Source organism: Micromonospora sp. NPDC048868 (genome assembly GCF_043198195.1).
GTDB lineage: Bacteria > Actinomycetota > Actinomycetes > Mycobacteriales > Micromonosporaceae > Micromonospora > Micromonospora reichwaldensis.
The window spans coordinates 472,987-485,456 of record NZ_JBICUN010000003.1 but is presented as its reverse complement, the minus strand read 5'-3'; the positions used below and the strand labels follow the sequence as shown (position 1 = coordinate 485,456).

The window sequence follows — 12,470 nt, the reverse complement described above, 5'->3', positions numbered from 1 at the left end:
GAAGCTAAGCCCTCCAGCGCCGATGGTACTGCACTCGGGAGGGTGTGGGAGAGTAGGACGCCGCCGGACAATCTTTCAGTTCAGGGTCACCCCGTATGGGGTGGCCCTGAACTGCTTTTCCGTGAGTCGGAGCCGGTCAGAAGGCGTAGCGGACCCGGCAGTACGGCGCCTTCGCGGCGATCAGGTCCGTCAATGCCGCCACGTAGGCGCCCTTGCTGCCGGTGCGGTACCGCACGTTCCAGCCGCCGGTCTGCGACCGCTTCGGCTGCTGGAGATCCGGCCGCCAGAGGACCTCCTCGGCCTTCGGGTGCCAGCCGAGGTTCACCTCGTGCAGCCGGTCGTTGTGGGTCAGGAAGATGACCTCGGCGGCGAGCTGTGCCTTGGCGGCGGGCCCGAGCGCGTCGTCGAGCTGGTCGAGCAGCTCGGCCCAGTCGTCCAGCCACCCGTCGCGGACCACCACCGGGCTGAAGTTGACGTGCACCTCGTAGCCGGCCGCGACGAAGTCGTCGACGGCGGCCAACCGCTCCGCGACCGGGGAGGTCCGGATGTCGAGCAGCTTGGCGTCGCGGGCCGGCATCAGCGAGAACCGGACGCGGGTCCGGCCCCGGGGATCCCAGTCGAGCAGGTCACGGTTGACGTGCTTCGTGGCGAACGTGGCCTTCGCCGTGGGCAGGCCCCGGAACAGCGTCACCAGGTCCCGGACGTTGTCGGAGATGCGGGCGTCCAGCGAGCAGTCGGAGTTCTCGCCGATGTCGTAGACCCAGGCGGCGGGGTCGCACTGGTTCGGCTCACCCTTGACGCCCTGCCGGCCCACGTGCCGGCCCAGGTAGCCGGTGATCCGGTCGATGTTGGCGAAGACCGTCACCGGGTTGCTGTAGCCCTTGCGGCGCGGCACGTAGCAGTAGGCGCACGCCATCGCGCAGCCGTTCGCCGTGGACGGGGCGATGAAGTCGGCCGAGCGGCCGTTCGGGCGGGCGGTGAGGGACTTCTTGACCCCCAGCACCAGGGCCTCCGTCTTGATCCGCACCCACCGGGCCACGTTCGTCTCGTCCCCGTACAGCTCCGGGATGCGGGAGTGGCTCTCGACCTCGACGCGCTCCGCGTCGGGAAAGCGCTCCAGCACGGCCCGACCACGGGGCAGCGCGGCGGCCTCCGGCTCCACGTAGATCCGCCGGATGTCGAACAGCCGCGGGTGCGGGGCAACGTCGGTCACGAAAGGGGCAACTGCGGACCGATCGCCGTTGTTCCCGCGCCCCGGACGCGCCGTTTTCGTGGCCGTGCCTCGGGTACCCGGGCCGCATGCCCGAGGGCCACCTCGTCCACCGGTACGCGCGCGACCAGCACGCCGCCCTCGCCGGGCAGGTCCTCGCCGTGTCCAGCCCGCAGGGTCGCCTCGACGCCGGCCCGTACGACGGGCGGCGGTTGCGCGCGGTGGAGGCGTACGGCAAGCACCTGGTCTACCACGTCGACGACGCGCCGGCCCTGCACGTGCACCTCGGGATGCGCGGGCTGTTCCTGCGCCACGACGACCCGGCCGTCCCGCCCCGCAAGGGCGTCCGGCTGCGCCTGGCCCGCGCCGGCGTCGCGTACGACCTGATCGCGCCCATCCGCTGCGAACCGCTCCCGGACGACGGCGAGCGCGCGCTGCGGGCCTCGCTCGGCCCGGACCCGCTGCGTGCCGACGCCGACGGCGAGGACGCCGTACGCCGGCTCGGCGCCGCCAGGGGCGCGGTCGGCGCGGCGCTGCTCGACCAGGCGGTGTGGGCGGGCCTCGGCAACGCCTGGCGGGCGGAGCTGCTCTTCCTCGCCGGCCTCGACCCGGACGCTCGGGCGGTCGGGGCGGCGCCGGCCCGCCAGCTGTGGGAGCTTGCCGTCGGGTACCTGACGCTGGGCCGCGACGCCGGCCAGGTGGTCAGCGACCCGGCGGCGCCCGACGAGCGGTGGGTCTACAAGCGGCCGACCTGCCGGCGCTGCGGCGCCTGGGTGCGCACGTGGCAGCTGGGCGGCCGCACGGCGTACGCCTGCCCGGTCGACCAGCCCGCGGCCTGACCCGTCCCCGGGACGCCGGCCCGCCGGGACCGGCTCCGGCCGGGAGGACCGGTCCACCCGGCCGGACGCCGCGGCGGTCGTCGGGAGCGGGCGTTCGGTGAAGGGGCGGGCGTTCGGTGAAGGGGCGGGCGTTCGGTGAAGGGGCGGGCGTTCGGTGAAGGGGCGGGCGCTCAGTGGCGGGGCCGGCGCGGGGCGGCGAGCCGCAGGGCGTTGCAGACGTCGGCGACGCCCCGGACGTCCCAGGCGATCTCGCCGGCCACCCGCCGGGTGTCCGGGCCGGCCACGATGCCCGCGAGGATGACGACGCGGTTCTGCACGGTCACCACGATCTGCTGGCGACGGGTGGTCCAGTCGCTGCTCAACCGCTGGGCGACCAGCGCCGCCAACCGGCCGTCCTCGTCGTCCGGCGAGGGGCCCGGCGGCTCGGGGCGGAACGCGCCCTCGTCCGGGTACGGCCAAGGGATGAGCATGGCGTGCTTCCTCTCGATGGTCTGCGGCCGGACCGTCCGGGCCCGGCGATCGGGTCAGCGGGACGACGCCTCGGTCACCGCCGCCGCACGGAGACCGCGCGGATCCGGCCCGGCGGCGACGGCCGCCAGCCCGGCGGTGTCAGCTGCCCCGCCCGGGGAGAGCCGCCGGAACGCCTCCTGCGGGCTCGCGAAGACCGGGAACAGCCCGTCGAGCCGCATGGTGTGCAGCACGGTGCGGATGAAACGGGACGGAGCGGCCAGGCAGAGCACGGCGCCACGCTCCCGGGCGTCGCGGTGGGCCCGGACGAGCAGCGCGAGCCCGCCGGCGTCGATGAGGTGCACCCGGGTCAGGTCGACCACCACGTGCCCGCCGACGTCCACCGCCTGCCGCAGGGCGGCCCGCAGCTCGTCGGCGGTGTCGACGTCGACGTTCCCGGCGGCCGTCGCCGCCGCGACGTCGTCGAGGTGGTCCACGCCCGGCACCCCGCCCTGACCGGTGGCGTCGCCCGCGAGACCCGGCAGGCTGCACCGGGGACAGCGGTGCGGGCCCGTGGCGAACGGCGAGCCGCTCCAGCCGTGTTCGGCCACCAGGGTCCAGACGACCTCGGCGTCGGGCAGGACGCAGGCGGTGCCCGTGGTCGTGTCCCCGCAGCTGTCGCAGATCAACGTCATCAGGTGCTCGTCCGGTACGACGGTCATCGTGTCTTCCTCCACGGGAGGTCGGGCCGTGCCACGCGCCGGCCCGCGACCGGCGGCGTCTGGGCGGTGTCGAGGTCCGGCCCCGTCCCGCGCGGCGGGGCGGCGGCGCGCCGGGGACCGGCCGTCACCGCCACGAGGGCGACGCCGACGACCGCCGAGGCGGCCGGCACGCCGACGCGCCACGCGCCCGACCGGTCGGTGTCGAGGCCGACGATGCGGGCCAGGATGACGCCGAGCAGCGCGGTGACGATCCCCGCCACCAGGGCCAGCCAGGCCGGCACCTCCCGCCGGCGCGGGGTCACCCACCAGCCCGCCCCGGCGACGAGGAGGCCGACGGCGAGCGCGGTGAGGAGACCGGCGACGGTCATCTGGTCCCTCCTGCCGGGCCGGCTGGCCGACGGCAGCCGGCCCACGGATGTTTCCCCACCACCCTCGGCGCCGCCCGTGGCGCGGGTCACGCGGTTGTATGACAGTTGCGTGACAAAACCGCCGAACGCCGGACACGGTTGGGCGCCCGTCGCCGCCTTGGGGATGATGCCGGTATGACGGACGTGCTGGTGATCGAGGACGACGACCGGATCCGTCTGGCGTTGCTGCTCGCGCTCGAGGACGAGGGCTACCGCGTCCGGGGCGTGGCCACCGCCGAGGAGGGACTGCTGCGGCAGCGCCGGGAGCCGGCCGACACCGTACTGGTCGACCTGATGCTGCCGGGCCTCGACGGCTTCGAGTGCATCCGGCGGCTGCGCCGCGACGACGACGTGCCGATCGTGGTGGTCAGCGCCCGCGACGACACCCACGACATCGTCGCGGCACTGGAGGCGGGGGCCGACGACTACGTGGTCAAGCCGGTGGCGATCAAGGAACTGTCGGCGCGGCTGCGCGCCCTGCGGCGCCGGGCCCGGGCGGCGCCCGAGCCGGTGGCGGTGCTCACCTTCGGGCAGCTGGAGATCAGCCCGGACGCCGGGGAGGTACGCCTGGCGGGGCAGCCGGTGCCGGTCACCCGCACCGAGTTCCGGCTGCTGTGCGAGCTGGCCGAGCACGCCGGCCGGGTGCTGTCGCGCCACCAGCTGCTGCAACGGGTCTGGGGCTACGACACCGGCGACGAGCGGCTCGTCGACGTGCACGTGGGTCGGCTGCGGCAGAAGATCGAGGACGATCCGGGCAACCCCCGGCACCTGGTCACCCTGCGCGGCCTCGGCTACAAGCTGACCCGGTGAGGCGCCTCGGACTGCGGGCCCGGGTGTCCGCCGGTTTCGCGGTCGGCGCGCTGCTGCTGTCGGCCTCGATGGCGCTGGTCTCGTACGAGCTGACCAGGCGATCCCTGCTGGACGAGCGGGAGCGCACCGCCGTGCGGGCGGCGTACTTCGACGCGGCGGTGGTGCGTACCGGCCTGGACACGGAGGCCCCCGACGTGGTGGAGGTGCTGCGGTCCCTCGACACCGGCGGCAACCGCCGGCCGCTGCTGCACCGCGGCGACGACTGGTACGCCCGTACGGCCGACGCCGGCCTGACCGCCGCCATCCCGGTCGACCTGCAACAGCTCGTCCACGCCGGGGAACCGGCCGTGCAGCGGGTCCGGGTCAACGGCCAGCCGACCCTGCTCGTCGGCCTGCCGCTGGCCCCGTCCACCAGCTACTACGAGCTGACGTCGCTGCGCGAGCTGGACCAGACCCTGCGGGTCCTGGCGCTGGCACTGACCGCCGTGGCCATCGTGGTCGCCGGGTCCGGCGCCGCCCTGGGCTGGTACGCCACCCGGCACAGCCTGCGGCCGCTGACGGCGGTGGCCGACGCCGCGCAGGAGATCGCGGCGGGCAACTTCTCCGCCCGGCTCGCCGCGACCACCGACCCCGACCTCACCCGGCTCTCCACGTCCTTCAACCACATGGTCGACCAGCTCTCCCGGCGTATCGAGCGGGACCGGCGCTTCGCCGCCGACGTCAGCCACGAGCTGCGCTCGCCGTTGCAGACCCTCTCGGCCGCCGCCAGCGTCCTGGCCCGCCGCCGGGCCCACCTCGACGAGCGCACCGCCACCGCCGCCGGCCTCGTGGCCGACGAGATCACCCGGTTCCAGCAGCTGGTCGACGACCTCATCCAGCTCGCCCGCAGCGACCAGCCGGTGGACCGGGCACCGGTCGACGTGGCGGCGCTGGCCCGCCGCGCCTGTCAGGTCCGTGGGCTGCCGGCCACGCTCGTCCGGGTCGGCGCGGGTGTCCCGCCCACCTGGCTGGTCGACGAGCGTCGGGTCGAGCAGATCCTGGCCAACCTGGTCGACAACGCGCTGCGCCACGGCGGCGGGCCGGTGGCCGTGCGGCTGTCGCAGCGGGACGGGACGGGGATCGTCGAGGTCGACGACGAGGGGCCGGGCGTGCCGCCGGAGGACCGTGACCCCATCTTCGACCGCTTCGTCCGTGGCCGGGCGGCGCACTCGCGGGCCGACGGCGACGGCACCGGGCTCGGGCTGGCCATCGTCGCGCAGCACGCCGCCGCGCACCGGGGACGGGCCGACGCGGGCGACCGCCCCGGCGGGGGCGCCCGCTTCCGGGTCGAGCTGCCCGGGGTGTTGCCGTGACCCGCCGCGCGCCCGTGCAACCGTCGCCGGCCGCGACCGGCCGCGCGCCCGCGAGCCCTCCGCCCGCCGCGACCGGCCGCGCGCCCGCGAGCCCCCCGCCCGCGTCCCGCCGGCGGGCGCGCCGCCCGGGCCGGTGGCGGGCCGTCGGCGGCGCGCTCGTCGTGCTGGGGCTGCTGGGCGGCTGCGGCGTCCCGACCGAGCGCGCCCCGCGCGCCGTGGCACCCCCGCCCGGGCCGTTCCCCTCGCCGGGGGCGGTCGTGGCGACACCGACCCCCACCCTGACGGCGGGACGGACGACGGAGGTCCTCTGCTTCGTCAGCGACGACCGGCTGGTCCGCGTCGAGCGTCGGGTCGACGGCACGCCCACCGTCGACGCCCAGCTCCAGCATCTGCTGGCCGGCCCGACCGCCACCGAGCGCGACCGGGGCCTCACGACGGCGCTGCCCGGGGCCGTGCCGGTCGCCGCCGCCCGGCCGCGGGGCAACGAGGTCGACGTGGACCTCGGCGGGGCCGGCGACGAGACGGGCCGCAGCGACGAGGTCCTCGCCTTCGGGCAGATCGTCTGCACCCTCACCGCCCGCTCCGACGTCGACACCGTGGCCTTCTTCCGGGCCGGGGCCCCGCTGGGGGTGCCGCGCGCCGACGGGTCGCTGTCCCGGCGGCCCCTGACCGCCGCCGACTACGCCGGCCTCGTGGCACCCCGCTGACGGGACCGGCCCGTGCCGCGGAGGCGGCCCGCCGGGCGCTCCGGGGGCGGGCCGCCCACGGTGTCGCGCGGGTGGGATCAGCCGCCGAAGGCGGTGAGGAACCGGTCGCGGAAGGCGTCCATCGGCCAGACCGGCGCGCGCGGCCCGGGCCGGAGTCCGTCGTCCCAGCCCCATCCCGAGATCCGGTCGAGCACGGCCGGGTCCCGGGCGACGACGGTGACCGGCACGTCCCGGCTCGCCCGGGCGCCGGTGACGACCGGGGCGGGCTGGTGGTCGCCGAGGAAGACCAGCACCAGGTCGTCGTCGCCGTGGGCCTCCAGGTAGGACACGAGGGTGCCCAGGGAGTACTCGACGGACCGGCGGTAGCCGGCGCGGGGCTGCGACGACGGGTTGCCGGTGGTCTCGCCGTGGAAGACGGTCCCGTCGCCGACCCGCGACCAGTCGACGAGGCGCGGGATCTTCGTCCAGGGGGAGTGGCTGGACACGAGCGCGATCTCGGCCATCACCGGGGCGCGATCCGCCCGGGAGCGTTCCAGGCGCTCGAAGGTCGCCAGGGTGTACTGGTCGGGCATCGGGGCGTAGCTGAACTTCGGCCCCCGGTAGCCGAGGCTGCGGGCGTCGTAGAAGCGTTCGTAGCCGAAGAAGGCCCCCTCGGGCCAGGGCCGGGTGGCGGCCGGCATCACACCCACCGTGCGCCAGCCGGCCCGCCGGAAGGCGCCGCCCAGCGTCAAGCGGTCGCTGGCCAGCAGGCTGCGGTGCCGCTGGTCGTTGTCCACCCACATGCCGGACAGCAGCGTGGCGTGGGCCAGCCAGCTGCCGCCGCCGGTGGTCGGCGAGGTGAGGAACCCGCTGCGCGAGGCGAAGCCGGCGGCCCGCAGCCGGCGGTCCCCGTCGGCCAGCACGGCGCCCACGCCCGGGGCGTACTCCGGGTTCTCCACCGCGTCGCGCCCGTAGCTCTCCACGAAGGCGACCACCACGTCCTTGCCGCGTAGCGCGGTCAGCAGGCGGTCGCCGGGGGCGTCCCGGAACGCGTCGACGCCGACCTGGGCCGCGAAGACCTCCCGGTCGCGCAGCCGGTCGCGTACCTGGCGGGCGTGGTCGCCGACCAGGTCGGTCGCGGCGGCGTCGGCCACCGGCACGCCGGGGGACACCCGCACGCCGAACGTGGCGCAGGCCAGCCAGACCACCATGAGTGCGGCGACCGTGCGCCGGGTGGCGGCGCGGTGTCGCACCAGCAGGGGGGTCAGCCGCAGCACGGACCGCGTCGTCGCGAGGAGCACGGCGGCGAGCAGCAGCACGGCCGCGACGACCGCCCCGGCGGCGCCCGCCCGCCCGGCCGAATCGGTGAGGAACCCGAGCGCGTCGTCGAGCAGGGCCCAGTCGAGCACCAGGTCGAAGGGGCGGCCGAGCGTCGCGAGGAAGCCCAGGTCGGCGACCTTCAGCAGGGCCAGCAACCCGAGCAGCGCGCCCACGAACGCCGCCACCGGCCGCCGCGTGCGGGCCGGCAGGGCGAGCAGCACGGCGACCGCGAGCAGGCCTTCGAGGGGTACCCGCACGAACGCGCCGGGCGTGAGCCGGGCGGGCTGGTGCGGCGCGGTCAGGGCGACGAGCACGAGCAGGGCGGCCAGCGCGGTCGTCACCCGCGCCGCGCCCCGCCGCCTCCCGCCCGCTCCTTCGGAGGTACGGCCGCGCGCCCCGACAGCCGCCCGTCCGGTCCCGGGCGGCGACGAGGCCGACTCGGTCGCCTGCGGCGACGGGGGCCGGTCGGTCGTGTGCGGCGACGAGGCCGACTCGGTTCCGGGCGGCGACGGGGGCCGGCCGGTTGCGTGCGGCCACGAGTGCCGGTCAGTCACGGGCGGCGACGAGGTCGGGGCGTACCGCCGCGGGCCGGATCCGGCGGCGCGGGGCGCCCGGCGGCACCGTCCGGTCCGAGCGGCGCCGCCACAGCCACCCGACGTCGCGGCCGAACGACTCGACGAGCAGCGCCAGCGCGACCGCCAGCACCAGCGCGTCGCCCGGTCCGGGCAGCACCCCGGCGGCCGCGACCAGCAGCAGCACGCCCTGCGCCGCCGCGACGACCTTGCGCCAGTACCTCGGGGGCAGCGGCCGGCGCAGCCAGGGCAGCACCCATCCGGCGGCGACGAACGCGTACCGCATGGCGCCGAGGGCGAGCACCCAGGCGCCCACGGCGGGCGCGACGGCCGCCCCGAGGACGAGGATGAGGAACGCGTCGACCTCCATGTCGAAGCGGGCGCCCAGCGCGCTGGCGGTGCCGGTGCGCCGGGCCACGTACCCGTCGACGGCGTCGAGGGCCAGCGCCACGGCGGTGAGGGCGACCAGCATCCCGACCGGCGCGGCCCGGTCGACGGCGGCCGGGGCGAGCGCGTCCCCGGTCAGCGCCGTCACGGCGCCGACGAGGAGCGCCCGGGCCAGCGTCACCCGGTCGGCCGGCCCGAGGGCGTACGAGCCCGACCGGCGCAGCCCCCGGTCGAGGATCAGGCACAGCGTCGCCCCGTACGCGGTCCCGACGAGCCAGCCCGCCGGGCCGAGACCGACCGTCGCGGCCAGCCCCGCCAGCAGGACAATCTGGACGATCAGCCCGATCGCCGGGTCTTTTCGAACCGTGGGCACCGTGCCTCCGTGTCTATTGTCGACGACATCCGACAGGAACTACGGGAAATACCGCCGTTCGGTTCGCTCCGGATGCGGGTGAGGAGGAGCCGGTGACCGGTGAGGCGCGCGCCTTCTGGCTGCGTACGCCCGGCGAGGGTGAGATCCGGTCGGCTCCGCTCGCCGACCCCGGCCCGGACGAGGTGCTCGTCCGCAGCCGGTACTCGGGCGTCAGCCGGGGCACGGAGACGCTGGTCTTCGCCGGCCGCGTCCCCGCCGACCAGCACGCGGCGATGCGCGCCCCGTTCCAGGAGGGGGACTTCCCGGCGCCGGTGAAGTACGGCTACCTCAACGTGGGGGTGGTCGAGCGGGGCCCGGACGAGCTGCGCGGCCGGACCGTGTTCTGCCTGCACCCGCACCAGACCGCGTACGTGGTCCCGGCCGGCGCGGTGGTGCCCGTGCCGGACGCGGTGCCGCCCGCCCGTGCGGTGCTCGCCGGGACGGTGGAGACGGCGGTGAACGCGCTCTGGGACGCCGCGCCCCTGGTCGGCGACCGGGTGAGCGTGGTCGGCGGCGGCATGGTCGGCTGCTGCGTGGCGGCGCTGCTCGCCCGCTTCCCGGGCGTGCGGGTGGAGTTGGTCGACACCGACCCGGCCCGGGCGACCGTCGCCGCGGCACTCGGCGTCGGCTTCGCCCCGCCGGAGGAGGCCGCCAGCGGGCGGGACCTCGTGGTGCACGCCAGCGCCACCGCCGCCGGCCTGCAACGCTCGCTGGAACTGCTCCGGCCGGAGGGCACCGTCGTCGAGCTGAGCTGGTACGGCGACCGCACCGTCGCGCTGGCGCTGGGCGGGGCGTTCCACTCCGGACGGCTGAGCGTGCGCGGCAGCCAGGTGGGCGCCGTCGCGCCGGCCCGACGGGGCAGCCGCAGCTTCGCCGACCGGCTGGGGCTCGCCCTGGAGCTGCTCGCCGATCCCGCCTTCGACGCGCTGCTCACCGGCGAGTCCCGCTTCGCGGAGCTGCCCGACGTGCTGGCCCGGCTGACCGCCGGCAGCCTGCCCGCACTGTGCCACCTCATCACCTACGACGGAGAGTGACCCGTGTTCAGCGTGACCGTCCGAGACCACATGATGATCGCCCACAGCTTCCGGGGGGAGGTGTTCGGCCCGGCGCAGCGCCTGCACGGGGCGACCTTCGTCGTGGACGCCACCTTCCGCCGCGCCGACCTCGACGCCGACGGCGTGGTGGTCGACATCGGGCTGGCCACCGAACAGCTCAAGGCGGTGCTCGGCGAACTGACCTACCGCAACCTCGACGACGACCCGGCCTTCGCCGGGGTGAACACGACCACCGAGGTGCTGGCCCGCGCGGTCGCCGACCGCCTCGCCGAGCGGGTACGCGCCGGCGACCTCGGCGCGGGCGCGCGCGCCCTGGCCGGCATCACCGTCACGCTGCACGAGTCGCACGTCGCCTGGGCCAGCTACGAACGGTCGTTCTGAATGGCGACGGTGCACGTCGTGCTGCCGAACGACATCGACGACCCGGCCGAGCCGAGCGGCGGCAACGGCTACGACCGCCGGCTCTGCCGGGGCCTCGCGGCGGCCGGCTGGACGGTCCGCGAACACGCCGTGCCCGGCGACTGGCCCCGCCCCGACCGGGCGGCGCGCGCCGGGCTCGCCTCGGTGCTCGCGGCGCTGCCCGACGGGTCGCCGGTCCTGCTCGACGGGCTGGTCGCCTCGTGCGTGCCGGAGGTGCTCGCCCCGCACGCCCGGCGGCTGCGCCTCGTCGTCGTCGTGCACCTGCCGCTGGAGCACGACGCCGAGGCCGCCGCCCTGGCCGCCGCCGGCGCGGTCGTCACCACCAGCGAGTGGACCCGGCGACGGCTGCTCGACCGGTACGCGCTGCCGGCCGACCGCGTGCACGTCGCCCGGCCCGGCGTGGACCCGGCCCCGCCCGCGCCCGGGTCGGCGGCCGGCGGGAACCTGCTCTGCGTCGCCGCCCTCGCCCCGCACAAGGGGCACGACGTGCTGGTGGAGGCCCTGGCGGCGGTCGCCGACCTGCCCTGGAGCTGCGTCTGCGTGGGGCCGCTGACCCGGGACCCGGGGTTCGTGGCGGCACTGCGGCGGCGGGTGACCGGGCACGGTCTCGCCGACCGGGTGCGCCTGGTCGGCCCGCGCACCGGGGCGGCCCTGCACGCCGCGTACGCCGCCGCCGACCTGCTGGTGCTGGCCTCGCGCCGGGAGACGTACGGGATGGTGGTCACCGAGGCCCTCGTGCGGGGCGTGCCGGTGCTCGCCACGGCGGCCGGCGGGCTGCCCGAGGCCCTGGGCCGCGCGCCCGACGGCGCGGCGCCGGGACTGCTCGTGCCGCCCGACGACCCGGCGGCCCTGGCCGGCGCGCTGCGGCGCTGGCTCGGCGAGCCCGACCTGCGTCGGGCGCTGCGCCGGGCGGCGCGCGGGCGGCGGCGCACGCTCGACGACTGGACGGTCCCCGCGACCGTCGCGGGCGCGGTGCTGGCCGGGACGGTCGCGGCATGACCGGGCACCTGCCGCCGCGCTTCGCGCACTGGCTGGCGCTGCGGGAGCCCGCCGACGCGGCGGCCCGCGCCGAGGAGCTGGTGGACCTGGTCCGCCCCCGGCTGGCCGGCTCCGGACCGCTCGTGGTGCACGACCTCGGCGCCGGCACCGGCGCGATGGGCCGGTGGCTCGCGCCGCGGCTGCCCGGCCCGCAGCACTGGATCCTGCACGACCGGGACGCCGACCTGCTCGCCCGCGCGGCCGCCGGGATGCCCGCCGCCGCCGGCGACGGCGGCCCGGTCACCGTCGAGGTCCGCCGCGGCGACCTCACCCGGTTGACCGCCGCCGACCTGGCCGACGCGTCGCTGGTCACCGCGTCCGCGCTGCTGGACATGCTCACCGCGGCGGAGATCGAGCGGCTCGTCGCGGCCTGCGCCGGGGCGGGCCGCCCGGCCCTGCTGGCCCTGTCGGTGACCGGCCGGGTGCGGCTCACCCCGGCGGATCCGTGGGACGGGCGGATCGCCGCCGCGTTCAACGACCACCAGCGACGCACGGTCGACGGGCGCGCCCTGCTCGGGCCGGACGCCGTGCACGCCTGCGCGGCGGCGTTCGCCCGGCACGGCGTCGACGTGGTCCTGCGGCCCAGCCCGTGGCGGCTCGGCCCGCAGCGGGCGGAGCTGGCCGGCGAGTGGTTCACCGGCTGGCTCGACGCCGCCTGCGAGCAGCGGCCCGAGCTGACCGGCCCGACCCGGGCGTACGCCCGCCGGCGCCGCGCCGAGATCGCCGCCGGCCGGCTCGACGTGCTGGTCGAGCACCTCGACCTGCTGGCCGGCTGTGGCTGAACCGGGCGGCC

General features: G+C 77.0%; 14 protein-coding genes. 8 read left to right on the top strand and 6 right to left on the bottom strand.

All coding sequences use genetic code 11. The features are described from left to right. Positions 1–136 precede the first annotated feature (136 nt). Positions 137–1,213: a spore photoproduct lyase family protein gene (locus ACGFNF_RS07190; RefSeq protein WP_357580945.1), complete on the bottom strand. Its 1,077-nt coding sequence runs from the start codon at positions 1,211–1,213 to the stop codon at positions 137–139. 86 nt (positions 1,214–1,299) lie between these two features. Between ACGFNF_RS07190 and ACGFNF_RS07185 the strand changes: the two genes are divergently transcribed. After that, a complete protein-coding gene (locus ACGFNF_RS07185) occupies positions 1,300–2,049 on the top strand; it encodes a DNA-formamidopyrimidine glycosylase family protein (RefSeq protein WP_393166375.1) in 750 nt (249 codons plus the stop codon). 170 nt (positions 2,050–2,219) lie between these two features. Here the strand turns inward: ACGFNF_RS07185 and ACGFNF_RS07180 are convergent, their stop codons facing one another. Genes ACGFNF_RS07180 through ACGFNF_RS07170 form a run of 3 tightly spaced genes read right to left on the bottom strand, consistent with a single transcriptional unit; the run spans position 2,220 to position 3,586 of the window. Next, the gene (locus tag ACGFNF_RS07180) at positions 2,220–2,519 is read right to left on the bottom strand and encodes a BON domain-containing protein (protein ID WP_357580947.1); all 300 of its coding nucleotides are present in this window, start codon (positions 2,517–2,519) and stop codon (positions 2,220–2,222) included. Between the two features lie 54 nt (positions 2,520–2,573). After that, a complete protein-coding gene (locus tag ACGFNF_RS07175; protein WP_357580948.1) occupies positions 2,574–3,218 on the bottom strand; it encodes an STAS domain-containing protein in 645 nt (214 codons plus the stop codon). Then, the gene (locus ACGFNF_RS07170; protein WP_357580949.1) at positions 3,215–3,586 is read right to left on the bottom strand and encodes a GlsB/YeaQ/YmgE family stress response membrane protein; all 372 of its coding nucleotides are present in this window, start codon (positions 3,584–3,586) and stop codon (positions 3,215–3,217) included. The genes ACGFNF_RS07175 and ACGFNF_RS07170 overlap by 4 nt, the downstream gene beginning before the upstream one ends. A 174-nt stretch (positions 3,587–3,760) precedes the next feature. Here ACGFNF_RS07170 and ACGFNF_RS07165 point away from each other — a divergent pair, with 174 nt between their 5' ends. The 3 genes from ACGFNF_RS07165 to ACGFNF_RS07155 all read left to right on the top strand — a co-directional run bounded on the left by ACGFNF_RS07165 (position 3,761) and on the right by ACGFNF_RS07155 (position 6,494). Further along, positions 3,761–4,435, top strand: a complete 675-nt coding sequence (locus ACGFNF_RS07165; protein ID WP_357580950.1) for a response regulator transcription factor — start codon at positions 3,761–3,763, stop codon at positions 4,433–4,435. Beyond that, positions 4,432–5,787 (top strand): HAMP domain-containing sensor histidine kinase, encoded by a 1,356-nt coding sequence (locus tag ACGFNF_RS07160; RefSeq protein WP_357580951.1) that lies wholly within the window; start codon positions 4,432–4,434, stop codon positions 5,785–5,787. The genes ACGFNF_RS07165 and ACGFNF_RS07160 overlap by 4 nt, the downstream gene beginning before the upstream one ends. A 161-nt stretch (positions 5,788–5,948) precedes the next feature. Further along, complete coding sequence (locus tag ACGFNF_RS07155) at positions 5,949–6,494, top strand: GerMN domain-containing protein (RefSeq protein WP_357580965.1); 546 nt, start codon at positions 5,949–5,951, stop codon at positions 6,492–6,494. 77 nt (positions 6,495–6,571) lie between these two features. Here the strand turns inward: ACGFNF_RS07155 and ACGFNF_RS07150 are convergent, their stop codons facing one another. Together ACGFNF_RS07150 and ACGFNF_RS07145 are read right to left on the bottom strand one after the other, a co-directional pair. After that, complete coding sequence (locus tag ACGFNF_RS07150; RefSeq protein ID WP_393166372.1) at positions 6,572–8,347, bottom strand: sulfatase-like hydrolase/transferase; 1,776 nt, start codon at positions 8,345–8,347, stop codon at positions 6,572–6,574. After that, positions 8,340–9,125 carry a CDP-alcohol phosphatidyltransferase family protein gene (locus tag ACGFNF_RS07145; RefSeq protein WP_393166369.1) on the bottom strand — a complete coding sequence of 262 codons (786 nt, stop codon included), beginning with the start codon at positions 9,123–9,125 and terminating at the stop codon, positions 8,340–8,342. Before ACGFNF_RS07145 ends, ACGFNF_RS07150 begins: the two co-directional genes overlap by 8 nt. A 92-nt stretch (positions 9,126–9,217) precedes the next feature. Here ACGFNF_RS07145 and ACGFNF_RS07140 point away from each other — a divergent pair, with 92 nt between their 5' ends. Genes ACGFNF_RS07140 through ACGFNF_RS07125 form a run of 4 tightly spaced genes read left to right on the top strand, consistent with a single transcriptional unit; the run spans position 9,218 to position 12,459 of the window. Continuing rightward, a complete protein-coding gene (locus tag ACGFNF_RS07140) occupies positions 9,218–10,198 on the top strand; it encodes a zinc-binding alcohol dehydrogenase (RefSeq protein ID WP_393166366.1) in 981 nt (326 codons plus the stop codon). A 3-nt stretch (positions 10,199–10,201) separates the two neighbouring features. Further along, positions 10,202–10,600 carry a 6-carboxytetrahydropterin synthase gene (locus tag ACGFNF_RS07135; protein WP_357580963.1) on the top strand — a complete coding sequence of 133 codons (399 nt, stop codon included), beginning with the start codon at positions 10,202–10,204 and terminating at the stop codon, positions 10,598–10,600. Next, positions 10,601–11,638, top strand: a complete 1,038-nt coding sequence (locus ACGFNF_RS07130) for a glycosyltransferase family 4 protein (RefSeq protein WP_393166363.1) — start codon at positions 10,601–10,603, stop codon at positions 11,636–11,638. Continuing rightward, a complete protein-coding gene (locus ACGFNF_RS07125; protein WP_393166361.1) occupies positions 11,635–12,459 on the top strand; it encodes a methyltransferase domain-containing protein in 825 nt (274 codons plus the stop codon). Before ACGFNF_RS07130 ends, ACGFNF_RS07125 begins: the two co-directional genes overlap by 4 nt. Positions 12,460–12,470 lie beyond the last annotated feature (11 nt).